The organism is Akkermansia sp. GGCC_0220 (assembly GCF_017566105.1).
Taxonomy (GTDB): Bacteria; Verrucomicrobiota; Verrucomicrobiia; order Verrucomicrobiales; family Akkermansiaceae; genus Akkermansia; species Akkermansia massiliensis.
Map to the genome: position 1 here is coordinate 133,337 of NZ_JABFCI010000003.1, position 23,512 is coordinate 156,848.

General features: G+C 58.4%; 21 protein-coding genes and 2 pseudogenes. 16 read left to right on the forward strand and 7 right to left on the reverse strand.

Annotation, left to right across the window (positions count from 1 at the left end; all coding sequences use genetic code 11):
* On the forward strand, positions 1–2,391 hold the full coding sequence (locus HJW02_RS03335; RefSeq protein WP_102722373.1) for an LPS-assembly protein LptD: 2,391 nt from the start codon (positions 1–3) through the stop codon (positions 2,389–2,391).
* A gap of 74 nt (positions 2,392–2,465) precedes the next feature.
* Here the strand turns inward: HJW02_RS03335 and HJW02_RS03340 are convergent, their stop codons facing one another.
* Positions 2,466–2,801 carry a hypothetical protein gene (locus HJW02_RS03340; RefSeq protein ID WP_146018159.1) on the reverse strand — a complete coding sequence of 112 codons (336 nt, stop codon included), beginning with the start codon at positions 2,799–2,801 and terminating at the stop codon, positions 2,466–2,468.
* Positions 2,802–2,923: 122 nt separating this feature from the next.
* Between HJW02_RS03340 and HJW02_RS03345 the strand changes: the two genes are divergently transcribed.
* A complete protein-coding gene (locus HJW02_RS03345) occupies positions 2,924–3,565 on the forward strand; it encodes an NAD(P)H-dependent oxidoreductase (protein WP_022396205.1) in 642 nt (213 codons plus the stop codon).
* 11 nt (positions 3,566–3,576) lie between these two features.
* Here HJW02_RS03345 and HJW02_RS03350 read toward each other — a convergent pair whose 3' ends face one another.
* Together HJW02_RS03350 and HJW02_RS03355 are read right to left on the reverse strand one after the other, a co-directional pair.
* Positions 3,577–4,353: an RNA pseudouridine synthase gene (locus HJW02_RS03350; RefSeq protein WP_102722437.1), complete on the reverse strand. Its 777-nt coding sequence runs from the start codon at positions 4,351–4,353 to the stop codon at positions 3,577–3,579.
* Between the two features lie 14 nt (positions 4,354–4,367).
* On the reverse strand, positions 4,368–5,060 hold the full coding sequence (locus tag HJW02_RS03355) for a pseudouridine synthase (protein WP_102722371.1): 693 nt from the start codon (positions 5,058–5,060) through the stop codon (positions 4,368–4,370).
* A gap of 137 nt (positions 5,061–5,197) precedes the next feature.
* Here HJW02_RS03355 and HJW02_RS03360 point away from each other — a divergent pair, with 137 nt between their 5' ends.
* The 7 genes from HJW02_RS03360 to HJW02_RS03390 all read left to right on the forward strand — a co-directional run bounded on the left by HJW02_RS03360 (position 5,198) and on the right by HJW02_RS03390 (position 12,113).
* Positions 5,198–6,580, forward strand: coding sequence for a tetratricopeptide repeat protein (locus tag HJW02_RS03360; protein WP_180970968.1), 1,383 nt, complete (start codon positions 5,198–5,200; stop codon positions 6,578–6,580).
* A 301-nt stretch (positions 6,581–6,881) separates the two neighbouring features.
* On the forward strand, positions 6,882–7,433 hold the full coding sequence (locus tag HJW02_RS03365) for a cysteine hydrolase family protein (RefSeq protein ID WP_205597318.1): 552 nt from the start codon (positions 6,882–6,884) through the stop codon (positions 7,431–7,433).
* A 216-nt stretch (positions 7,434–7,649) separates the two neighbouring features.
* The gene (locus HJW02_RS03370; protein WP_102722369.1) at positions 7,650–8,186 is read left to right on the forward strand and encodes an adenylate kinase; all 537 of its coding nucleotides are present in this window, start codon (positions 7,650–7,652) and stop codon (positions 8,184–8,186) included.
* Between the two features lie 291 nt (positions 8,187–8,477).
* Positions 8,478–9,323 carry a hypothetical protein gene (locus HJW02_RS03375; protein WP_102722368.1) on the forward strand — a complete coding sequence of 282 codons (846 nt, stop codon included), beginning with the start codon at positions 8,478–8,480 and terminating at the stop codon, positions 9,321–9,323.
* On the forward strand, positions 9,320–10,237 hold the full coding sequence (locus HJW02_RS03380) for a hypothetical protein (protein WP_102722367.1): 918 nt from the start codon (positions 9,320–9,322) through the stop codon (positions 10,235–10,237). The genes HJW02_RS03375 and HJW02_RS03380 overlap by 4 nt, the downstream gene beginning before the upstream one ends.
* A 102-nt stretch (positions 10,238–10,339) precedes the next feature.
* Positions 10,340–11,206 (forward strand): hypothetical protein, encoded by an 867-nt coding sequence (locus HJW02_RS03385; protein WP_102722366.1) that lies wholly within the window; start codon positions 10,340–10,342, stop codon positions 11,204–11,206.
* Between the two features lies 1 nt (position 11,207).
* A complete protein-coding gene (locus HJW02_RS03390) occupies positions 11,208–12,113 on the forward strand; it encodes a hypothetical protein (RefSeq protein WP_102722365.1) in 906 nt (301 codons plus the stop codon).
* A gap of 82 nt (positions 12,114–12,195) precedes the next feature.
* On the opposite strand, the gene HJW02_RS03395 is transcribed toward HJW02_RS03390, so the two are convergent.
* The 4 genes and pseudogenes from HJW02_RS03395 to HJW02_RS03405 form a co-directional block, all read right to left on the reverse strand.
* On the reverse strand, positions 12,196–12,945 hold the full coding sequence (locus tag HJW02_RS03395) for an amino acid ABC transporter ATP-binding protein (RefSeq protein WP_022396195.1): 750 nt from the start codon (positions 12,943–12,945) through the stop codon (positions 12,196–12,198).
* The gene (locus HJW02_RS14110) at positions 12,938–13,627 is read right to left on the reverse strand and encodes an amino acid ABC transporter permease (RefSeq protein WP_343123150.1); all 690 of its coding nucleotides are present in this window, start codon (positions 13,625–13,627) and stop codon (positions 12,938–12,940) included. Before HJW02_RS14110 ends, HJW02_RS03395 begins: the two co-directional genes overlap by 8 nt.
* A gap of 81 nt (positions 13,628–13,708) precedes the next feature.
* Positions 13,709–14,422: pseudogene (locus tag HJW02_RS14115) on the reverse strand (transporter substrate-binding domain-containing protein); the annotation flags it as partial.
* A 160-nt stretch (positions 14,423–14,582) separates the two neighbouring features.
* Positions 14,583–15,653, reverse strand: a complete 1,071-nt coding sequence (locus HJW02_RS03405; protein WP_146018158.1) for a glycosyltransferase — start codon at positions 15,651–15,653, stop codon at positions 14,583–14,585.
* A gap of 461 nt (positions 15,654–16,114) precedes the next feature.
* Here HJW02_RS03405 and HJW02_RS03410 point away from each other — a divergent pair, with 461 nt between their 5' ends.
* The 7 genes and pseudogenes from HJW02_RS03410 to HJW02_RS03435 all read left to right on the forward strand — a co-directional run bounded on the left by HJW02_RS03410 (position 16,115) and on the right by HJW02_RS03435 (position 23,511).
* A complete protein-coding gene (locus HJW02_RS03410; RefSeq protein ID WP_180971836.1) occupies positions 16,115–17,206 on the forward strand; it encodes an EpsG family protein in 1,092 nt (363 codons plus the stop codon).
* Positions 17,203–18,321 (forward strand): glycosyltransferase family 4 protein, encoded by a 1,119-nt coding sequence (locus tag HJW02_RS03415; protein WP_102722612.1) that lies wholly within the window; start codon positions 17,203–17,205, stop codon positions 18,319–18,321. The genes HJW02_RS03410 and HJW02_RS03415 overlap by 4 nt, the downstream gene beginning before the upstream one ends.
* Positions 18,318–18,929: a sugar transferase gene (locus tag HJW02_RS03420; RefSeq protein WP_243759981.1), complete on the forward strand. Its 612-nt coding sequence runs from the start codon at positions 18,318–18,320 to the stop codon at positions 18,927–18,929. The genes HJW02_RS03415 and HJW02_RS03420 overlap by 4 nt, the downstream gene beginning before the upstream one ends.
* Positions 18,926–19,156 (forward strand): annotated as a pseudogene (locus HJW02_RS14120) (serine acetyltransferase); the annotation flags it as partial. The gene HJW02_RS03420 and the pseudogene HJW02_RS14120, both read left to right, overlap by 4 nt.
* 399 nt (positions 19,157–19,555) lie before the next feature.
* Entirely contained in the window at positions 19,556–20,713 is a 1,158-nt protein-coding gene (locus HJW02_RS14125; protein WP_343132764.1) for an aminotransferase class I/II-fold pyridoxal phosphate-dependent enzyme, read from the forward strand.
* A gap of 11 nt (positions 20,714–20,724) precedes the next feature.
* Entirely contained in the window at positions 20,725–22,707 is a 1,983-nt protein-coding gene (locus HJW02_RS03430; protein ID WP_180970965.1) for a nucleoside-diphosphate sugar epimerase/dehydratase, read from the forward strand.
* A gap of 18 nt (positions 22,708–22,725) precedes the next feature.
* On the forward strand, positions 22,726–23,511 hold the full coding sequence (locus HJW02_RS03435; protein WP_102722610.1) for a polysaccharide biosynthesis/export family protein: 786 nt from the start codon (positions 22,726–22,728) through the stop codon (positions 23,509–23,511).
* Position 23,512 lies beyond the last annotated feature (1 nt).

The following is a 23,512-nucleotide window of genomic DNA, read 5'->3' on the forward strand; positions in this document are numbered from 1 at the left end:
ATGATTGGGATGAATGCAAAGCTATGGGGTGCCGCGGCGCTGATTGCCGGCGCTCCCCTGTTTGCAGAGACGCCCGCGGAACAGCCGCCGTCCTCCCCGTCCTCCGGTTCCGGGCAGGAAGAGCCCCAGGGGGAAATGGCGGGGAACCTGCTTTCCGGCACGCTCATGCCGCAGATTCCCTCCAATATCTCCATCACCAATGACGGGCCCATCAGGGTGGAGAAAGCCAGGAAGATCATTTTTGAAGGCCCGCGCGTGCACATGGTCACGGATACCGGGGTGGAGGTGTTTGCGGATTATGCGCAGGCGGATATGGACCGGAGCAGGGTTTTTCTGAAAGGGAACCTGTCCATTTACCAGAGCGACAGCAAGACGCGCACCAACAGCCTGATACGCGCCAGCAGCGCGGAGTTCGACTGGGAGAACGAAGTGCTCCTCACGGACGCCATCCGGGCGAAGATGGAAGGGCTGATCCTGCGCAGCGGGAAGTTTGAATCCCGGAAGGACGCCGCCGGCAAGACCTATCTGGAAGCCCGTAACGCCTCCGTTACGGCGGAGGACGTCAGCGAACCCCTCACCTGGATTTCAGCGGACAGGATACGCGTGTATCCGGAAGACAGGTTCTCCTTCAAGAACCTGACCCTGCATTACGGGGGCGTTCCCTTCTTTTACTTTCCCTATCTCAGCCATTCCCTGAATCCGGAGGTGGGCTATCTTCCCCTTCCCGGCATGCGGTCCATCTGGGGGCCTTACCTCCTGAATGAATACGGGTTCCTGCTGGGGGAAAAATGGTCGGACAACGGCATGCCTTCCGCCGACTATCTGGGCACCCTCCATGTGGATTACCGCACCAGGCGCGGCTTCGCCTACGGGCTGGACATCCGTGACGTGCTGCTGGAAAAGGACTGTCCGGACATGACGGGCCTGTCCTTTTACAAAACCCATGACAAGGGGGTGAAGATTAACGCCGGGGATGATGAATACCGCGAGCACCTGGACCCGGACCGGTGGCGGCTGGCGCTCCAGCAGATGTGGTCCCACCGGGTAAACGCCCGCACGGACTGGCGGCTGAAGGCCAACGTCAACATGCTGAGCGACGAGTACATGCTCCGCGACTTTTATCCGGAAATCTATCAGCGCAATTCTTCTCCGGATAATACGGTGCTTCTCTCCCGCACGGACGACACGAATGATTTTTCACTGCTGCAGCGTTTCGTTCCCAACAACTTCTACATGGCGGACCAGCGGACGGAGTTCAGCTATGAACGCATCAAGTCCCCCATTTTCCGTTCTCCCGTCATGTATGAAAGCCGCACCAGCTTCGCCTTCCTGAAGCAGTACGTCCCCCCTTTCATGCGGACGGAAATCCGGGATATGCTGGACGAGATGGAGCCCGGAACCACTTCCTATGATTACTGGGCCCGCATGCTGATGACGGACAGCTACAGCCGGTTCCATTCCTTCCATGAAATTTCCGCCTCCAAGAAAATCATGGGGTTCCTGAACCTGACGCCCAAACTGGGCGGGGGCTACACCGGGTATTACGGCGTGGAGGACTACAAGCCGCTCAACCAGGGGATTTTTTATGCCGGAACGGATGCGGACTTCAAATTTTCCCGCCGTTATTCCTCCGTGTACAGTGATTCCCTGGGCCTGAACGGCATGAACCACATCGTGCAGCCCCATTTTACGCTGGCGTACGTGAAGACCAACCGCCTGAGCGAGCTTTATCCCCAGATTGACGGAGACACCCCCACCACCAATCCGCCGTCCCTGAGCCTGGGCAGGTATACGGAGATTGACTCCCTCCCAACGGGGCTGGTATTCCGGTACGGCCTGCGCAACATGCTGATGACCAGCCGGGACGCCAATTCCCACCGCTGGTTTTCCTGGGATGTGTTCATGGATGCGTACCTGTATGACCCGATCAACCAGCGGGACTTCTCCAACCTCTTCTCCTTCATGCGCTGGAACCCCGTTCCGTGGATGGAATACCGGTCGGAAATGCAGGCCCCCATCCTGGGGAAGGACAAGATTTCCGGCTGCCATGAGTACAACAACTCACTGCGCTTCATGCCGTGGCGCTCCACGGAATTCGTGGTGGGGCACCGTTACCTGAACCAGCACTCCCTGCTGGAGGACAGCAGCCAGCTTGACCTGCGCGTTTTGCAGCGTTTTTCGGAAGCCTGGGCATTCAGCGGCAAGTGGCGCTTCTCCCTGCTGGACGGAAAGCTGGACATTCAGGAATACAACGTGTACCACAACATGGGTTCCTGGTATTTGGGCGTGGGAGCGTTCGTGCGCAAGAACGGGAATAAAAACGAATTCGGCCTGGGCATCAGCTTCACCATTCAGCAGACCGGGGACTACATGCCGGTCAAGTTCCTCTAATGTCCGGGGAAGGTCGCGGTTCTCTTGTAATGGGTGCGCCGGAAGCGTTTCTCCTTGTTACGGCATCCGTGTTTTTAGGGATGGAAGCTGCCCGGGCTGTGTGACGTTTTTCCGGGGAGGGGGGCTTTTTCTCCGGGGTTGCGTGATTTTACAGGGGCCGGGAAACCGGGATTCCCTGGTTGGAGCGGAATGCGAGACAGGCCGTCCTCAAGGTGAGTGAAGCTGGAAGATGAACGAATCAGCTTTTGTTCATGGACCCCCCCGGACACGGTCCAAGGCCGCATTTTTACAATTCGTCCGTCCACGTTCATCTTCTTTTCAGGGAGGGCTGGGGCTTCCGGCGTACCGGGTAGGAAAAGTTTTTCCGCAAGAACCCGCTGCCGCGCTTGTGCCGGAACCTTGGCTTGCATTCCGGGGAGGAAACGGGGAAGATGCCATGACATGGGGCAAACCGCGGCGCATGCCATGGCGGCAACGCCGCCCGGCGCGCCGGCTACGCGGAAAGCTCCCGCATCAATCATTTTATACGAATATGAACGCTCAGGAATTGATCAAGACGCTGGAATGGCGCTATGCCACCAAGATATTCAACCCGGACCGCCAAATTCCGGCAGAGGATTGGGAAGCCCTTCTGGAATCCCTGCATTTGAGTCCTTCCTCCCTCGGTCTCCAGATGTGGAAATTCCTCGACGTGCAGGATCCGTCCGTGCGCTCACGGCTCCGGGAGGTTTCCTGGGGACAGCCCCAGGTTACGGACGCCTCCCATCTGGTAGTCTTCTGCGCCCGCAGGGACTTCAAGCCGGAGGATGTGCAGCGCTATCTGGAACGCATTGTGGAAGTGCGCGGCGTCACCATGGAATCCCTGGAGCAGTACCGCGCGCGCATTTTTGAACTGGTGGATTCCAAGTCTCCGGAAGTCCTGAAGGCATGGCTGGAACGCCAGGTGTACATCGCCCTCGGGTTCATGATGAGCTGCGCCGCTGACCTCCGGGTGGATACCTGCGCTCTGGAAGGAATGGACCCTGCGGCCTATGACCGCATTCTGAACCTGGAAGGCTCCCCGTACTATGCGCTTTGCGCCCTGGCCCTGGGCTACCGGGATGAAGAGGCGGACAAATACGCCCGTCTGGCGAAAGTGCGCTTTGACCGGGATGACGTCATTCCGGTCGTCTGACGGAATTTTCTTTAATCCCCCGCTTCAAGCAGTTGCCGCATGTCTTCCGGCAGCGGGGCTTCCGCGGTGAAAACTTCTTCATCAAACGGGAACTCCAGCCGGCAGGCATGCAGCGCATGGCGCGGCAGGATCAGCCGTTCTTCCAGCTCCCGGCTCCAGCCGTGCTGGATGTATTCCAGATAGCAGGCTTCGGAGGGGCCGTAAATCTTGTCTCCCAGAATAGGGTGGCCGAGGTGCGTCAGATGCACGCGTATCTGGTGCATGCGTCCGGTTTCCGGAATGCACCGGACCAGGGCCAGCGGGCCGCGGGGCGTGTTCCACGTCCGTTCCGTCCGGAAAACGGTGGCGCATGCCTTCCCGGCGGGGTGAACGGCCTGCTTGACCCAGATGGGGCTTTCCGCGACGTCCCCCTGTCTCAGGATGGGGGCGGCGCAGGTTGTTTCCGTCCACTCCGGCCGGCCTTGCACGATTGCCAGGTATTCCTTGTGCATCCGGCGCCGCTGCATGGCCCTCCCCAGCTCGCGCGCCGCCGCCTTGTTCTTGGCGATCAGCGTCAGGCCGCTGGTTTCCCGATCCAGCCTGTTGACCAGGGAAAGGGCGGCTCCGTTGGCTATTTCATAGCTCAGCAGGGCTTCCACGCCCTCCAGCAGGTTGGGCTCCTTCTTCCCGTTGGACGGGTGGACGATGAGGGGCGCGCCCTTGTCCACCACAATCCAGTCCCCGGACTCCGCCGCCACCTCAAAGTGCGGAAAGCAGGCAATAGGAGCGTCGGAAATGGGAATCCACATGGCGAACAGGAGGATTACAGCGCATCCGGACGGATGGGCATCCATTCCCCCGGCTCCAGGTTCAGGCTGTCCAGATGCAGGGAGCCGATGGAAATGCGGCACAGGGAGGCCACGGGAGCGCCCACGGCGGCCAGCATGCGGCGCACCTGGTGGTACTTCCCCTCCGTCAGCGTCAGCCGGGCGCGGCGCGGTTCCAGGATTTCCAGCACGGCGGGGGCGCAGGGGCGGTCCTCCCCGTTCAGCGTGAAAGTTCCGGAGGCGAACAGTTCCACGGCCTCCGCCGGAATGTCCTCTTCCGTGACGGCTTCGTAAACCTTGGCGACGTGATGCCTGGGGGACGTCATGCGGTGGATGAATTTCCCGTCGTCCGTAATGAGGAGCAGGCCGGATGTTTCCTTGTCCAGCCGTCCTACGGAAGAAACCGCGGGGTTCCTGTGCCGCCACTGGAAGGGCAGCAGGTCGTAAATCACGTCTCCCTCCCCGTCGTCATGGCTGCACGTATATCCCGCGGGCTTGTAAAGGGCGGCGTACAGGCCGTCCGGGAACTCCACCGGCTCCCCGTCCAGGAGGATGCCTTCCGCCTGCACCTTGTCCGTGGGGGCGGAGCAGGGTTCCCCCTTGAACGTGATGGAGTGGCGTTTGATCCAGCCCGGTGCTTCCCGCCTGGAACAGTACCCGTAGCGGGATAAAAGAGCATCCAGTCTCATACGGCGTATTTTTTCCTAACGGGAACAAAAAACAAGGTTGAAGTATGCCTCCCCGGCTGATAGCATTAAACTATTACATGCGGAGCCTCCCCGTTTGGAGCGCTGCCGTTGTTCACCATTTACGCTTATATAGTTCCATGATTGAAACGATTACAGAAGAACAGTTGACCCCCCAGCAGGCCGAATTTTGGGTGCGCGCCCGCCAGGCGGTGGACATGAACAATTATCCCTATGCCGTCAGCCTGCTCAAGGCCCTGGTGAAGCAGCTTCCCGGCTTTCTGGAAGGCCGCAGGGCGCTGCGCGCCTGTGAAATCAAGCTGAACCCGGAAGCCAAGAAAGGCGGCCTGTTCAGCGGCATGAAAATCAGCACCAGCAAGCTCACCTCCTCCAAGAAGGATGCGGCCACCCAGCTTTCCGCGCTGGAAGACGAACTGGAAAATGATCCTTACAGCATTCCGGTCAACGAGGCCCTGTACACGGCCGCCATGGACGTGGGCTTCCCGGACCTGGCCGCCTTTGCGCTGGAAACCGTCCGCCAGGGCCATCCCGGCAACAAGAAGATGCTCCACATGCTGGCCTCCCATTACGTTTCACGGGACATGCCCGCCCAGGCTGCTGAGGTGTACCATGACCTCGTGAAGCTGGACCCCACGGACAGCGTGGCCGTGAAGAGTGAAAAAGACTGCATGGCCCGCGCCACGATGCAGCAGCAGAAGTGGGAGGAAGCCAAGAGCTTCCGGGACGTGATGAAGAACTCCGCGGAAACGAACTCCCTGGACAAGAGCGACAAGAAGGGCCTCACCCGTGCGGAGCTGGAAGAACGCCTTGGGCTCCTTTCCGCCCGTTATGCCCAGAACCAGCAGGACCTGGCCGCCGTGCGCGACATCGCCGGCGTCTATGAACAGATGGAGGACTGGGCGAATGCCTATTCCTTCTACAACTACGCGTTCAGCCTCAGCAACAATGATATTTCCCTGGAAAACAAGGCCTCTGAAATGAATGAGCGCTACCGCAAGGCCCAGGTGGAGGAAATCCGCCGCCGCGCCGCCGCGGAGCCGGACAACAAGGAACTTCAGGAACAGCTCGTCCAGTTCAGCAAGGAAGCGGCGGAACAGCAGGTGGCCGTGTGCCGCCAGCGCGTGGAAAACAACCCCACGGACCCGCAGACGCGCTTTGAACTGGGGCAGGCCCTCTTCGACTGCGGCAACTACACGGAAGCCATTCCGGAGCTCCAGCGCGCCCGCAACAACCCCCATATCCGCATCCGCGCCATGCTGTTGCTCGGCAAGTGCTATGACGCCAAGAACATGCATGATATGGCCCTGCGCCAGTTGGAGGAAGCCAACAAGGAACTGATTGAAATGAATGACACCAAGAAGGAAATCCTTTACATGATCGGCCTGCTTTATGAAAAGCTGGGCAAGAAGGAGGAATCCCTGGCGGCGTTCCAGCAGATTTACGACGCCGAATACGGCTACCGCGACGTAGCCAAGCGCGTGGAATCCTCCTACAGCAATTAAGGTTCCGATCCATTCCGCGCCCGCGACGGGGTGCCATTCTCAAAGCCTTTGCCGGAGACGGCAAAGGCTTTGTTGCTGGATGGACGACCTTCCTGCGGATGGGCTGCGCCGGGCCGGAAGCGGCCGCGGCGGCCTCCTTTCCGGTATGGCCGCTGTGAGGCTCTTTTCCCGGGATGCTTCCGTCAAACGTATTACTTCATCTGCCAGATTCCGCAAAGGCAACGGTAGCGGGGAGGAGAGGAGTACACGCGCTCCTGTAATTTTCCTTGCCCGCCTCTGCAAGAACTGGAAAAATGGCCGGATGGAGAAGCTGATGCAGGCATTGCTTATTATTGACGTTCAAAATGATTATTTTCCTGGCGGCCGGTTTGAACTGGCGGGCGCCGTTGAAGCGCTTGAACGGACCAGGGCCGTACTGGACCGGTTCCGGGAAAAGGGGCTTCCCGTTATCTTTGTCCAGCACATCAACACCCGTCCGGACGCTTCGTTTTTCCTCCCGGATACCGTCGGCGCGGAAATCCATCCGGACATTGCTCCCGCGGGGGATGAGCCGATTGTCGTGAAACATGCTCCAAACAGCTTTTTCCGGACGAATCTTCTGGAGCTCTTGCAAGCCAGGGAAGTGAATGAACTGGTTGTCTGCGGAATGATGACCCATATGTGCATTGATACCACCGTGCGCGCGGCGAAGGATTACGGCATTCCCGTCACGCTCCTGTATGACGCCTGCGCTGCCAGGGATTTGAAGATCATGGAGCATTCCATCCCGGCCCAGACAGTACAGGATGCGTATATGGCAGGCTTGAATGGAATGTTTGCGGAAATCAAGCTGGCGGAGCAACTGGAACTTTAGGGTCCCTAGCCGCAGAACGTGCCTCCGGAAAGCAGGGCAAAATGCCTGTAGGGAGGGGCGCCCCCTGTTCCCCCTCTGTGCGGCCCGGCCCGTTTTTTTGGGCAAAACACGCGGTTTGCGGGAAATCCTGTAAAATATATCCACAGTTAATCAACATGAACCTGGATAACGGAAATGGAACAATGCCGGGCGTTGCCCGCATCGGGCTAATCGAGCATGCCTCGCAGGGACGCCGGGGGAGGGATTTCCGGTGGCGGCGGCACGCATACCGGAAAAACGCTTGCGGCGCAGCGGGCGCTTGAAAAATATTCCTATCCCTATTTATCCATTGACCATTTAAAGATGGGGTTGATACGCAGCGGAATATGTCCCCTTGCACCTGAAAGCCCAGATGAAGAGCTCACCCCCTTCCTTTGGAGCGTTATCAGGGAAATTGTAAAAACCGCCATGGAAAATGGGCAGAATCTGGTGGTGGAAGGGTGCTACATCCCCTTTGACTGGAAGAAGGATTTTACACCGGCCTGCCGGGAGCAGATCCGGTATGTTTGCCTGATTTTTTCAGAGGATTATATTCAAAGGCATTACCATGACATCATGGACCATGCAAACGCGATTGAGCAGCGCATGGATGAGGCGTCCTGCACACGGGAGAGCCTGCTGCGTGAAAACAGGGACAACCTTGAGAAATGCAGGCAGCATGGGTGTGACTATCTGTTGATTGAGGAGTCCTACAACGTGGATATCGTGTTGTAAAAACGGAGGTCTCGTGTGAGGCCTTTCCGGAGAGAGGCGGCGCCATGCCTGCCTGCGGCTTTCCATAGCGTCAGGCATTGCTCGGGATGGACATTTCACCCGGGCGGAGAAGTTTTCCGGCAGCGGCTTCCCGGTTTTACAACATGGCCGGAAGGCGGCTTTGCGGGAACGGAATGCTGCGCTGCCACCGTTCCCATGCGGCGGCAGAGGGAGTGAATTCCTGACGTTTTCATTTTACCCTTGATCCTTGAAAGGGAAATGCTAGCGTGAATTACTGTAACAACTGCCCTGATGAAAATCTTTTTCGCAATTCCCGTTTTTTGCCTGTTTGCGGGCGTTTCCGCACCGGGTGACGAGGCGCCGGAGGAAAAGGCGGTTTCCGTCATTCTTCTGTCGGCTACAAGTAAAATCCCTTGGGAGCCCGGAATAAAAAAACCGGAAAGAACGTTCCAGGTCGTGCTGGGTTTTTCCAATCCCGGTCCCGGCAAAATCATAGGGAGCAGAAAGGAGGGCATCCGCCTGGAGATACGTGATTCCACCGGTGGAGGGAACGTTCCTTCCGATTATGTTGATTTCCTGCATGCCCGCGATCCCGAATTCAGGATGGAAACGGAAGATTGGGTTCCCGCTCCGGACGCCCGCTGGGTGAGTGTAAAGGGGAATATGCTGCTGGTGACAGCGGAGAAGGAGGTGACGTCCGAGGGCTGTCTTTTTTCCATGGACAAGGAAAAGGAAGAACGCCATGTTGTTCTGAAAGGCGGGAGCCTGATGGATGACGGCCGGCAGGGAGACGCGCAGGCTACTCTGAAAATAACAAGGTCGCTCAATAAGGATTCCGGAAAAATAAACCTGAACGTGGAGCTGGTTTCGTCACGCATGCTGGGTATTTGCGGAGTGACGCTCATGAAACCGGACGGTACTCCCGTGATGGGAAAAAATTGGAGCTGGGGCTATTCTTCCGGTTCCGGCGGTTCCCTCTCCTGGGAATGGGATTACAGGCTGGAACCGGAAGAAAAGGGGGAGATACAGGTCTTGGTGAATTACATGACTGAGCTGAAACGGATTGACGTGCCTGTCGACCTGAAATTCGGTTTGTCCGGAATGGTCCGGGAAACTTCACGGCAGCGGAAACCATGAAGGCGATACATTGTTTATGGTGCGGCATCGTCTTCTTCCTGCCGGGCTGGCACCCGTGCCGGGGAGCGGAAGAGGGGAAAATGGAGGAAAAAGTGGGAATCGTCTTTAGGGAAGCGGGGTTGAAGCGGGACACGGGGAATGACGGCGGGGAAGGGGTACTGCAATGGAAGTGCAGCGCCGTTCTTTTTATCCGCGAACCCTGGGGGTTTGGAGAGAGTAGCGTGGTGGAAAACCAGTCTTTGGGAAGGTGGGCAGCGGATGGCAGGGAGCTGGCCCCTGTGGAATTTCAAACGGCATGGCTGAATGAAAATAGTAGAAAAGGAGTGAGTTTCACGGTAATTGAAGGCACTGCGGCCAATCTGCCCCCTGCCGGCTGTGCCTGGATCCGGCTGAAGGGATGCCTGAGGGTCCCGGTGGCGCGCACGCTGGAAAGCCCTGTTTACGAATTGCCTTTAAGGCAGGGCGCCGCCGCCTTCATTCCGCTTCCTGGCATTGAGGAAGAGAACGGCGGGAATGTGAACGATGTGGTGGAACCGTGCGAGCTGCCGGTGGGGAACCTGTATGTGAAAAAATGCGAGCGGGTGACGGAGGATGGAAAAAAACAGCTCATGCTCAGCATTTGTCTGGACGCGAATAACGCGTTCCGTCCGGAAAAATTCCAGCTTCTTGACGAGAATGGGAAAGTGCTGGAGTACCAGTCCCTTGACAATTCGGAGATTGATGATGAGTCAACAACCTGGACGGCCGATTTTACGTTTTCCCCTCCGGAAAAAATGAATGCAGACAAATGCAGGGTCCGGCTGGTTTATAAAACTGCCCTGAAGTATGTTTCCGTTCCTGTAGATGCCAGGTTCGGCATAGGCGGGGAAATACGGGAGGAGGCGGAAAAGCGGGGAGGAAAGAAAGCAGGCTAGCGTTTTGCCGGAACCGGCGCTTCTTCCTTGGCGGCGGTCTCTTTTCATCTTGTGCCGTTCTGCGAACGTGTTATGCTGAAAAAGTACCCTTACCCCCTGCCTATGCTTCACTATTGCCTGCCCTGGCTGGCCGCGTTCTGCTGCGCGGCTGTTTCCGGCCCCGCTGCCGGAAAGGAAAGCCCTGAAGAACCTGCCGTAACCGTTTCCCTGGATGGTTGGAGAACGAACCTCCAGGAGGCCGGGCCGTTTTCAAAAGCCAGCCGGTCGTTTTCCATGGATTTGAAGGTCAGGGAAACGTCTTCTTCATGGAAGGTGGCTTATGGCGGGGAGTCCGGTTCCGAGCTGGCCCTGACGGATTCCGAAGGAAGTTCTCCTGCCAAAACGAATTGCCATTACAGTGATTCCCGTTCCTACCAGCAGAGCAACATAGCCGGAACAATTTTTTTAAGTACGCCGTCCTGGCTGCCTTCGGAAAAAGCCAGGTGGGTGGAAGTCAAAGGGGAGGTTCCCTTGGTGATATATAGCAGCCCCGCCGTTTCAGAGAGCGTGACGCTCAAGATGACGGTCAAGGATTTCTCCGTTCCTCTGGTGCTCAAGAACGCCGGACTGGACGGCGGGGACGTGAAGGTCAAACTGAAAGGCCATTATGATGAGGGCGGAGACGACACGAAGGGGTATATGCTGAGGGTGGAAGTCCATTCTTCCACTCCGCTTGGCTTTCTGGATTTTGAACTGCATTCCCCGGATGGCGCTCCACTGGTGACGGAAAATTACGGTTCCAGCTCCGGACGCTCCCTGAAGAGTTATGACTGGGGCCGGTACTTCCGGATGCAGGGGAAGAAGCAGGAGGAACTGAAGGTGGCCGTTCAATATGCGGAGGGATTAAGGAAAATCATGGTGCCCGTCCGTATCCAGTGCGGCCTGTCCGGCGCCGTGGAACAACAGGATACCCCGAACAAGGAGAACTAGGATGAACAGGCAGAGCATTATTGTTGCCCGGTTTTTGCTGTGCGCCGCTGCGGCTTTGGGAGCGGCGGCGTGGGGCGGCGGCAAGCCGGAGGAAAAAAATCCGGTGAAGGTCGTTTTTGTTTCCGTCGGCATGGAAAAAAACAGCATGTGGATTAACGGAGCGCCCCAGGAATCCCCTCTGCAGCTGAAGTTCGGAGTAAATTTCAGCGTCAAGTCCCCCTTGGGCTTTGGATCGCGATACAATGACGGTATCCAGTATCTGGAGGCGACCGATTCCACCGGCAGGAAGCTGGCCCCGGCAGAGTTTAGGATGGGCAGCATGTACCCGCGGAGTGAAGGCGGAATAGTACAGGCAACCGTCAATGGAGTTGCCGGAGAACTGCCTTCTCCGGACGCTTCCTGGGTACGGCTGAAAGGGGTGTTCCGCGTTCCCGTCTCCCGTTCCGTGGAGAGCCCTGTTTACGAATTTCCCCTGGCAGAAGAGGCGGAAGAGCATGTGCCGCTGCCGGGAGCCAATGACCGGGAGGAAGCGGGCGGCGGAGACATCGTCCTGTCTGAAAGCGTGCCTACAGGCAGGCTTTTCCTGAAAGAGTGCAGTACGTTTGAAAGGAACGGAAAAAAGATGAGGAAAATGATTCTGGGGCTGGGGGTGGAAAGCTCCTTCGACCTGGACCGTTTTGAAATTCTCAATGAGAAGGACGAAGTTCTGGAAACCGAATCCCGGGGCGGGGGGAGCAGAATGAACTCCTCCTACCGTGAATGGACAAGGCGCCTGCAGTTTGAAGAGCCGGAGAATATGCAAAAACTCAGGTTCCGGATGATTTACAAGGTTCCTGTGGAGCCGGTCTCCGTCCCCGTGGACGTCAAGCTGGGCATGAGGGGGGAGATCAGGGAAAAGAAGAAGTAAGGCGGTCTTCGCTGCTTCCTGCTTCGGCGGCAGGAGGGCGCGGGGCAGGTCTCCTGCGGAGAATTTTCCGGGACTGGCCGCGTCAGAGCACCTTGGAGAAGAATTCCTTCAGCCTGGGGTTGGCGGGGTGGTCGATCACCTGGGCGGGAGGCCCTTCTTCCACAATTTTTCCCTTGTCCATGAACAGGACGCGGGAGGCCACCTCCCGCGCAAACCCTATTTCATGGGTGACCACCACCATGGTCAGCCCACCCTGCGCCAGGTCCTTCATCAGGGAGAGCACTTCCCCCACCATTTCCGGATCCAGGGCGGATGTGGGTTCGTCAAACAGGATCACGTCCGGATTCATGACCAGCGCGCGCACGATGGCGATGCGCTGCTTCTGTCCCCCGGAAAGCTGGAGGGGATAGGAGTTCCTCTTGTCGTACAGCCCGATGCGCCGGAGCAGGGTTTCCGCCTGGGCCACGGCCTCCTTCCTGGTGGAGCGTCCCGTTTTGACCGGGGCGATCGTGATGTTTTCCAGGATGGTCAGGTGCGGGAAAAGGTTGAAGTGCTGGAAGACCATGCCCACGTGCCGGCGGAACTGGTTGACGTCCGTGCGGGGGGAGGTGACCAGCTCCCCCTTGAAGAGGATTTCCCCGGAGGTGGGTTCCTCCAGCAGGTTCAGGCAGCGCAGGAAGGTGCTTTTCCCGGAGCCGGACGGCCCTACGATGAAGACCACTTCCCCCCGGTCAATCTGCGTGGTGACGTCATTGACCGCAGGCACGGAGTTGAATTCCTTCACCAGGCGGCTGATCTGGAACATGGGGGTGTTTCCGGGCTGTTCATTCATTGTTTTTCAGTCTCCTTTCCAGTTTGCCGAGCAGCCAGCTGAACAGCATGACCACGGAGAGGTAAATCAGGGCTACGGCCGTCAGGGGCATGAAGGCGGTGTAAGTCTGGCTCCGGATGATGTCGCCGCCCTTGGTCAGGTCCTGAAGGGCAATGTAGCCGGAGACGCTGGTCTCCTTCAGCAGCACGATGAATTCGTTCCCCAGCGCGGGCAGCACGTTTTTAAAGGCCTGGGGCAGGATGATGAAAATCATGGTCTGGGCGTATCCCAGGCCCAGGCTGCGGCCGGCTTCAAACTGCCCCTTGTCAATGGCCATGATGCCGCCGCGGATGATTTCCGCCACGTAGGCGCCGGAGTTGAAGCCGAAGGCCACCACGGCCACCAGCACCTTGCTGACGTCCACGGTACCGAAGATCACAAAGTAGATAATGAGCAGTTGCACGACCACGGGCGTGCCGCGGATCACCGTCAGGTACAGTTTGCAGAGGGCGTTCAGGAAGCGGAAATTGCCCGTCTTGTCATGCGTGGCGCGGATGACGGCTACCACAAAGCCCATCAGGATGCCCAGCAGGACGGAGAAAAAGGAGACCTCCACCGTGACCAGGAAGCCGTTGGCCAGGTATTTCCAGCGGCCTTCCTGCATGAAGTTGACGTCAAAGGAGTCCTTCAGGTCCAGCCACATGTTTTCCAGCCAGTTCCCCCCGGCGGCGTGTTTTCCGGCTCCCGCGGCGGACTTGACCTGCATGGCCGCGTACGCGGTCCTTATTTCCTCCAGCCTGCCGGAGGCTTTCAGGTCCGCAATGGCGCTGTTGATGTCCTGGAGAAGTTCCGGATTTCCCTTGCGGACGGCAATGGCATAGGATTCTGAAGTGAGGGGTTCCGGCAGGATTTCCAGCCGGTCATTGCCTGCCACGTACATTCTGGCCGGGTCCTGGTCAATTACGGCCGCATCCACCTTGCCCGCCGCCACGGCGGCTACGGCCAGCGCCCCGTTGGGGAAGCGTTCCGGCTGCTGGATGTTCCGGGTGACGTAGATGTCTCCCGTGGCTCCGTGCTGCACGCCGATTCTCCTGCCGCGGATGTCTTCCCGGCCCCGGATGGGGGAGCCTTTGGGGACGATGATGACCTGCGCGGCTTCCACGTAGGGGATGGAAAAGTCCACTTTTCCCCTGCGTTCCGGAGTGACCGTGATGCCGGAGGCGGCCACGTCCGCCTTTCCGGAGACCACCGCCGTAATCACGGAGTCAAAGCTCATGTCTTCAATGACCAGCTCCCTGCCGGTGCGCCGGGCCACCTCCCGCATGATTTCCGGGTCAATGCCCATGATGGCGTTCCCCTCCCGGAATTCGTAGGGCGGGAAGGTCGCTTCCGTCACCATCAGGATTCTGCCGTTTTCCGCCGCTCCCGCGCCGCAGCATAAGAGGAGCCAGCCCGTCAGCAGGACTCCGAGGTTTTTCAGGAAGGAAATGGAGGGCATGGAAGGTAGGAAAAAAACGGTGGAGGCTGAACCGCTGGGATATATGATTTACCCGCCCGGAACGCAATAAAAAACTGTTTCTTCCCGGCTCCGGCTTTTTCCGGCCCTGCGGCGGCTGTGCCGGGGAGCGTGGGGACGTTCCCACGGTGCGGGAATGGATTCAGCGGACCAGCCGCAGAAGGATCCGGCGCAGCCTGTAGGCGATTTTTTTCAGGAAGGTATGGCGGCTGAGTTCCGCGTAGGCCGCCGCGGCGTCATTCCGGCGCATGGCGGAAAGGAAGGCGTCGTCACGGGCGGGATGGGCTTCCAGCGCGTGGCGCCAGATGGAGCTGGCGTTCAATTTTTCAAGCGCCTGCGGCATGCCGTCCGCCTTCAGTTTTCCGGAGACGGCCAGGGTTGCCAGAAAGCTGCGCACGTTGTTCAGGAAGGCCCCCAGTTCGCTTTTTTTCCAGTCTTCCCGGTCCGTCAAGGTCAGCTTGAGGGAATGAAGGCGGAGCATGTCGTCAAAGAGGGAGAGGGACAGGTTCCCGGTCACCCCTCCGAATTTATAGATATACACCTCCTTTGCCAGCACGGCGATTCGTTCCGCCCTGGGGAATACCTGAAGGTTGAACAGCTGGTCTTCCGCGTACCTGAGCCCGCTGGGGGCGGGACGGCTGGACAGAAGGAATTCCCTTCTGTAAAGCTTGATGCACATTTTCCCGTAGGTGTAGAACAGGCCGTGCCTGTCCATGCCGAAGAAGCCGGAATGGTAGGAGGACAGGAATTCCTCCCTTTCCACCACCCGGCTGTGCGGGATATGGCCGTCCTTCCTGCGGAAGAGGCCGAAGCGGTCCAGATGGCGGACGTAGTCTCCGATGACGACGTCCGCCCGTTCCCGGACGGCCATTTGAGCCATGGCTTCCACGCTGTCCGGAAAAATGGCGTCGTCCCCGTCCACGAACATCACATACTCTCCCGCGGCCATGTCCATGCCGGCGTAGCGCGCGGCGTCCACCCCCGCGTTCTCCCGGGTGATGACCCGGATGTTCTGATGCCGCGCCGCATAGGCGTTCAGAATGTGCGCCGTGCGGTCCGTGGAACCGTCATTGACCAGGATGATTTCCAGCGGTGACCAGGTCTGGCGCAGCAGGCTGTCCAGGCAGGAGGAAACGCACGTTTCCAGGTTGTACACGGGAACGATGATGCTGACGAGGGGAGCCTCCGGAATGGTTTGAACAGGGGGGTGCATGGGCGCGGTCGTAAAGGCTCCGCCGCCATGAACAGGATGCCTGCCGGAACGGAAGCAGGGGACATGGCCCGGACCGGAGGAAACGATAGGGCATCCGGGCGCGTCAAACAATGCCGAAAAGCTGTTTTCTACATTATCGTATAGTTAGAGTCATTTGCTATTTTCTTCATATTCAATATATAATGATAAAGGGAAAGAAAAATCGTTTTTTGAGGGCCAAATATTAAACCGGATTACCAGTCCGCTGTCAATCGAAGATTCTGACAATATAAACTTTAAGGAGTTTCTGGATTTTTATCCCAACGGAAAAGCCGTTTTTCCTCCCCTGCCTAAGAGGCTGAATTTGCCAGCTTTTCCGGGCCTCTATTTTCAAACGGACTGGTAATCCGCTAATGTCCAGCCGCGCCCGTTTTTGCCTTGGCATGTGTTTCGATTTTATTCCCATTTCCTCATACACTGCATTGTTTAACTGGACCATTCTTTTTTTAATCCTTGGTGCGGTTTATCAGGCGGGAACGGGAGGAATCTTTTCCGCTTCCACCGCCAGGCTGGACAGCCTGGCCGGCTTTTTATTCGTCGTCGCCCTGATCATGTACATGGGCGCGCGTCCCGTCAGCGCAGAGTTTGGAGATACCATCAATTACGCCGCGGAATTCCAGACGCTTCAGCAGGGAGAGGCGGGCAACTGGAAAGCCCAGTTGACGGGCATGAAGGGGGAATGGCTGTTTGCCGTCATTCTGCATGCGTGGGTGCAGCACGGCAATGTGCACGATTATTTCCTGACCTGTTCCGCGGTATACGTGGGGGCGCTGGCCCTGGCCAGCTACAGGATTTTCGGAGCCCGGTGGTTCATTCCCTTCCTGATTACGTGCGCCATGTTCACCTTCTGGGTATACGGGGTCAACGGCGTCCGCAACGGCATGGCCGCCTCCGTGATGATTCTGGGCCTCACCTTCCGCAGCAACCTTAAAATGCTTCTCCTTTGCACCGTGCTCGCCGTCAGCCTGCACAAGTCCATGATGCTGCTGGCCGCCGCGGGAGCCTGCGCCTGGTTTATCACGGATACGCGGTATTACGTGGCGGCGTGGGTAGGGAGCATCCTGGCCGTCATTCTGGCCGGTCCCGCCATCGGGGAGATGATCGCCTCCTCCGGCTTTTTCGATGATCCGCGCCTGACCCTTTACATCAACCAGGCGGATGAATTGAAGGCTTCCTCCGCATTGTTCAGCAGCGTGGGTTTCCGCTGGGATTTCCTGATTTACAGCGCGCTCCCCATTGTGACGGGCTGTTACTTCCTGTTCCGGGAGGAATACCGGGACGTGATGTATACGTGGCTGCTGAACATCTACATTGCGGCCAATGCGTTCTGGATTCTCTGCATGTACGCGGCGTTCAGCAACAGGTTCGCCCAGCTTTCCTGGTTCCTGATGGGCTTTGTCTTCATCTATCCCTTTTTCAAGCAGAGGTTCTGGGCGGACCAGGAAAAGAAACTGGCCTGCTTTATCCCGGTGGTTTACGCCTTCACCTTTTACATGAATATTTACAACGCATGAAAAGGAAGCTCATCCGGGTTGCGGCGTCCCCTATCTCACTGGACCTGCTGCTCAAGGGCCAGTTGAATTACCTGAACGGGTTTTTTGACGTTCTTGCCGTGGCTTCCCCCGGAGCGGAGCATGCGCGCATCCGCCGCCGCGAAGGCGTGGAAACCGTGGAGCTGGAGATGGAACGGACCATTTCCCTGTGGAAAGATTTGAAAAGCCTGTGGCGCCTGTTCCTGCTGTTCCGCAGGGAACGCCCGTGGGGAGTGCATTCCGTGACCCCCAAGGCCGGACTGCTGAGCATGGCGGCGGCGGCTCTTGCCCGCGTTCCGGTCCGCGTCCATACCTTCACCGGCCTGATTTTTCCCTACCGGAAGGGGGCCTTCAAGTTCCTGCTCAAGCAGATGGACCGCCTGACCTGCCTGTTTGCCACCCACGTTATTCCGGAGGGGGAGGGCGTCCGGCAGCTCTTGATGGCGGAGAAGGTGACGGGCAAGCCTCTGGAAATCCTGGCCCACGGGAACGTCAACGGCGTTGATCCTGATTATTTCCGCCGTTCCGGCTGCCGGGAGGAAGTGAGGAAGCGTCTGGAACTGCCGGAAGATGCCATGCTGTTTGTTTTTGTGGGGCGCATTACGGAAGACAAGGGCATCCGTGAGCTGCTTGCCGCGTTTTCCGCCCTGCGCGCAGAGACCGGGCGTACTCCCGTTTTTCTGGCTCTGGTGGGATGGACGGAGGATTACGCCGGAGACAAGCTGGACGTGCCCGGCGTGTTCCGCCCCGGTTTTCAGGAGGATATCCGGCCCTGGCTGGAAGCCGCGGACGCGTTCGTGCTGCCCAGCTACCGGGAGGGATTTCCCAATTCGCTGCTGCAGGCGGGTGCCATGGAACTGCCCTCCATTGCCACGGATATATGCGGGTGCAATGAGATTGTGAAAGACGGCGTGAACGGCCTGCTGGTTCCGGCACGGGATGAAGAGGCTCTCCGGCAGGCCATGGCGGCCATGCGGGACGACCCGGAACGGCGCGGGAGGATGGGCGCGGAAGCGGCGGAACAGGTGAAAAGCCGTTTCAGCTGCCGGATGGTGTGGGAAGCATTGCTCCATTTTTACGGGAGGGCGTCGGCATGATTTACGGTAATTGCATCAAGAGGGTGCTGGATTTTTCCGCCGCCCTGATTGTGCTGGCGGTGCTGCTGGTTCCGTTCCTGGCGCTGGCGGCGCTTCTGGCCGCCGCCAACCGCGGCACGCCGTTTTTCCGCCAGACGCGGCCCGGCCGCCACGGCAAGTTGTTCCGCATCGTCAAATTCAAGACGATGACGGATGAAAAGGATGACCGGGGAGAACTGCTGCCGGACGAACGGCGGCTGACGCGCGCGGGGCGGCTGGTGCGCTCCCTGTCCCTGGATGAACTGCCCCAGCTGTTCAATGTGCTGGCGGGGCAGATGAGCTTTATCGGTCCGCGCCCGCTGCTGCCGGAATACCTGCCCCTGTACAGTGCGGAGCAGGCGCGCCGCCATGACGTGAGGCCCGGCATTACGGGCTGGGCCCAGGTCAACGGGCGCAACTCCATCGGCTGGGACCGCAAGTTTGAACTGGACGTCTGGTATGTGGACCATCTGAGCTTGTTGCTGGATGCGCGCATCATTCTGTTAACGCTGGCGAAGGTGGTCCAGCGCCAGGGCATCAGCGGTGAAGGCTGCGCCACCATGGAAAAATTCACGGGTTCCGGAAAATGAAGAAAAATATAGCAATCATCGGCGCCGGGGGATTCGGCAGGGAAACGGCCTGCTGCCTCCGCGCAATCAACGGGGAGTCCCCCTCCTGGAATTTGATAGGTTTCTTTGATGACGGGGTGGCCGCCGGAACGGAAAACGAGTACGGCCGCGTGCTGGGCACGGTGGAAGACCTGAATGCCTGGAAGGAGCCTCTTTCCGTCGTGATCGCGATTGCTTCGCCACGGGCTTTGGAACGCATTTCCGGCCTGTTGGATAATCCCCTGCTGGATTTTCCCAATATCATCGCCCCTGATGTGAAGTTTTATGACCGCGGCCGGGTGGCCATGGGGAAGGGGAATGTCATCAGCTTCGGCCACATCTTCAGCTGCCATGTGGACATGGGAGATTTCAACCTGTTCAGCTGCGGTTCCCTGATCGGCCATGACGTGACGCTGGGAAACTGGAACGTCGTGGCCAACGGCTGCAAGGTGTCCGGAGGCGTGACGCTGGGTAATGCCAATTTCCTGGGGGCCGCGTCCGTGGTGCTCCCGTGCCGCACGGTGAAGGAAAACGTCGTCCTGGGCGCCAATTCCATCCTGGTCCGGGATGCGCTGGTGGGAGGCACTTATGCGGGCTGTCCCGCCGTGCTGAAAAAGAAGCCGTCCCCTGCGCCGGAGAAGAAATCCACCGTCTGGCTCTCCCTCGCCTGCACGGGGGAGGCGGAGGAAAGGTTCGTGCATGAAGCCTTTGAATCAAAGTGGGTGACGACGGTGGGGCCGAACGTGGACGCTTTTGAACGGGAACTGGAGGAATACCTGGGGGAAACGCATGTGGTGGCCCTGGCGTCCGGCACTTCCGCCCTTCATCTGGGGCTGGTGATGCTGGGAGTGGGGCCGGGGGATGAAGTCCTCTGCCAGTCCATGACCTTTGCCGCTTCCGCTAATCCCATCATTTACCAGGGGGCTTCCCCGGTGTTTGTGGACAGTGAGGAAAAGACGTGGAACATGTCTCCGGAGATGCTGGAGGAAGCCATCCGGGACCGCATCAGGCAGACGGGCCGCACCCCCAAAGCCATCATTCCGGTGGACCTCTACGGCATGCCCGCCAGCATGGGGGAGATCATGGAGATTGCCGGGAAATACGGCATTCCCGTGCTGGAAGACGCCGCGGAAGCGCTGGGTTCCGAATACCGGGGGCGGAAGTGCGGGGTGTTCGGCACGTACGGGGCCTTTTCCTTTAACGGAAACAAGATCATCACCACCTCCGGCGGAGGCGCCCTGTGCTGCCCGGATGAGGAATCTCGGAACAGGGTCAAGTTTTACGCCACCCAGGCCAGGGACCAGGCGCCGCATTATGAACACACGCGCATAGGCTACAATTACCGCCTCAGCAACGTGTGCGCGGGCATAGGCCGCGGGCAGATGCTTTCCCTCCCCTCCTTCCTGGAAAAAAGGCGCGGCATCCATGAAGAATACCGCCGCCGGCTTTCCGGCGTGCCGGGGCTGTCCCTGCTGGAAAATCCGGATTCCCGCTACCATTCCAACCACTGGCTGACCTGCGTTCAGGTCAATCCGGAGGAGGCCCGGTTTGACCGGGAAACGCTGCGGCTGGCGCTCCAGAAGGCCGGGGTGGAAAGCCGCCCTCTCTGGAAGCCCATGCATTTGCAGCCCGTGTTCCGCTCCTGCCCGTTTTATGGCTCCGGCGTATCGGACCGCCTGTTTGAAGAGGGCCTGTGCCTGCCTTCGGGCGCTTCCCTGGCCGGGGAGGACATGGACCGCATCATTGACGTCTTGTTGAATCTTTAATGTTCGCTCTTATGACCGAGACTCATAGCCAGATTTCAAAATTCCTCTATTACGCCCGGCATTATCTGCTGAATGCCAGCGGGAAATTCATCTTCCTGCTGGATTTGGGGCTTTCCTCCCTGGTCACGCTGCTGGCCTGCTATTACGGGGAATGGATTTACAAGGGTGACTGGGTGGACAAGCACATGGGGGTAGCCCTCCTCTTCGATCTCGCTGTCACGGGCACCATGCTCTGGCGGTCCGGCGTTTACAAGACCCTGGTCCGGTTCACGACCATGAAGGACTTGCAGAAGCTGATGGCGGCCATCCTGCTGGCCAGCATGCTGCTGTGCCTCTTTAACATTCTTCTCTGGCCCGCGTATTACAAGGGGCATGTCGTTTGCGCCATTTTCAATTTCGTCATCACCTTCCTGGTCCTGATCGGGTGCCGCATGGCGTGCATCGGCGGAAGAAGATGGCTGGAACACCTCAATTCCAGCGAATCCGTTTCCTCTCTCACGACGACCGGGCGCAAGAGGATTGCGCTGGTGGGCAAGCTGGACGCCTGCCTCCTGAAAGCCTCCCTTATCAGAAGCCTGAAAAGTGAGGAATATGAAGTGGTGGGCATCCTGACTTCCGCTCCGGAGGCGGACGGCAAGGAAATCAAGGAGATTCCGATACGGTTGATCAAGGAGGCCGCGGAGGTGGAGACGGCCTTGAATGTGTTCCAGGCGTCGGGAGTCGTTTTTGTGGGGAAGGACGATTTGCTGGGAGATAAGAAGCTGGCGGACGTCTGCCTGGAAAAGGGGATTGAACTGATGATTTCCCACGACCTGTTCCAGTCGTTTCACGAATATTCCGGCGTGGCCGTGGATGAAGTGCAGATTGAAGACCTGATGGAGCGGGAGGAAATCAGCATCGACATGGAAAAAATCTCCGGCGGCATCAAGGGCAAGGTGGTGATGGTGACGGGCGCGGCCGGCTCCATAGGAAGCGAACTGGTCAGGCAGCTGTGCCGGTTTTCCCCGCGCCGGATCGTTCTGCTGGACCACGCGGAAACGCCGCTGTGGCTGGTGCGCCAGGAGGTGGAAAAATCATATCCCCACGTTCCCGTTGCCACTTCCATCACCAATGTCTGCCACCGCCGCCAGCTGGAGGAAAGCATGAAGCTGTACCGGCCGGATGTGATTTTCCATGCGGCCGCCTACAAGCATGTTCCGCTGATGGAGGAGAACCCGTGCACGGCCGTGGTCAATAACGTGAAGGGGGCCATGCATCTGGCCTCCCTGGCCGTCAAGTACGGGGTGCAGCGTTTCGTCATGGTCTCCACGGACAAGGCGGTGAACCCCACCAGCGTCATGGGCGCCACCAAGCGGCTGGCTGAAATGTACGTGCAGAGCCTGGGGGAAGCCCTGCTGAAAAAGAGCGGAAAAGGCGCCACCGTATTCATTACCACGAGGTTCGGCAATGTGCTGGGAAGCGCGGGCTCCGTTATTCCCCTGTTCAAGGAGCAGATCAGGAAGGGAGGACCCGTTACGGTCACCCATCCTGAAATGATCCGCTATTTCATGACCATCCCGGAAGCCTGCCGCCTGATTCTGCAAGCGAACGCCATGGGGCAGGGCGGGGAGATTTTCGTCTTCGACATGGGGGAACAGGTCAGAATCGTGGAGCTGGCTAAAAAAATGATTCGCCTGGCAGGGCTCTCTCCGCTGAAGGATATCCGCATCGTCTTCACCGGACTGCGCCCCGGCGAAAAACTTTATGAAGAACTTCTGGCGGACTATGAACATACGCTGGAAACCTCCCACCAGCGCATCCGCATTTTCCAGACCCGGAAATATGACATGTCCGAGCTGAAGGAAGCCTTTGAAGAGCTGGTGCGGCATGCGGAAGCCCACCATCTGGAGGATACTATCCGCGCCATGAAGCAATTGATACCCGAATACAAGAGCAACAACTCTCCCTACGCTAAGTACGACTACCTGGACTTGAAGAAACCCCTTACCATCTAACCTCTGCTTAATCATCCAATGAAATACCTACATCTGTTCCGTCATCCCTCCCTGTGGAGCCGCCTGCTGGTGGCCGCCGCCCTGGCGTGCGCGCTTCTCGCCTGCGTCAAGCCTGAAGAAGTCAATTACGTCCAGAACCTGGTGCTGGACCAGAAAGCGTCCATCGGGAAGGAATATAAGATAGTCATCAAAAAGGATGACCGCCTGTTCATTTCCGTCAGCAGCAAGAATCCCACGCTCGCGCAGATGTTCAACAAGGACAGCGGCAGCGTTTCCAGCCCCAGGGATGACGAGCGCGGGTACTTCGTGAACACGGACGGCGACATCGTGTTCCCCGTTCTGGGGAGAATCAAGGCCGTGGGCAAAACCTGCACCCAGCTGGCGAACGACATTGAAAGTGAAATCATCAGGGAAGGGTACATCAAGGACCCCGCCGTCAGCGTGCGCCTGATGAACTTCAAATTCTCCGTGCTCGGGGAAGTGTCCAAGCCGGGCAATTATGAAATCAAGGGGGAACGCCTGACGCTGCTGGAAGCGCTGAGCAAGGCCGGAGACCTGAACATGGACGGCAACCGTGACATTTACGTTATCCGGGAATCACAGGGAGAGCGCATTGCGTCCAAGGTGGACCTGCGGAACAGCGACCTGTTCCATTCCCCCTACTACTACATCCAGCAGAATGACGTCATTTACGTCACTCCGTCGGACAGGAAGGTGAACACGCGTAGCGAACAGCTCCAGATTTATCCCTACCTGATTTCCGGCACCTCCATTGCCATGGTCATTCTGGCCTTCTGCATTTAAT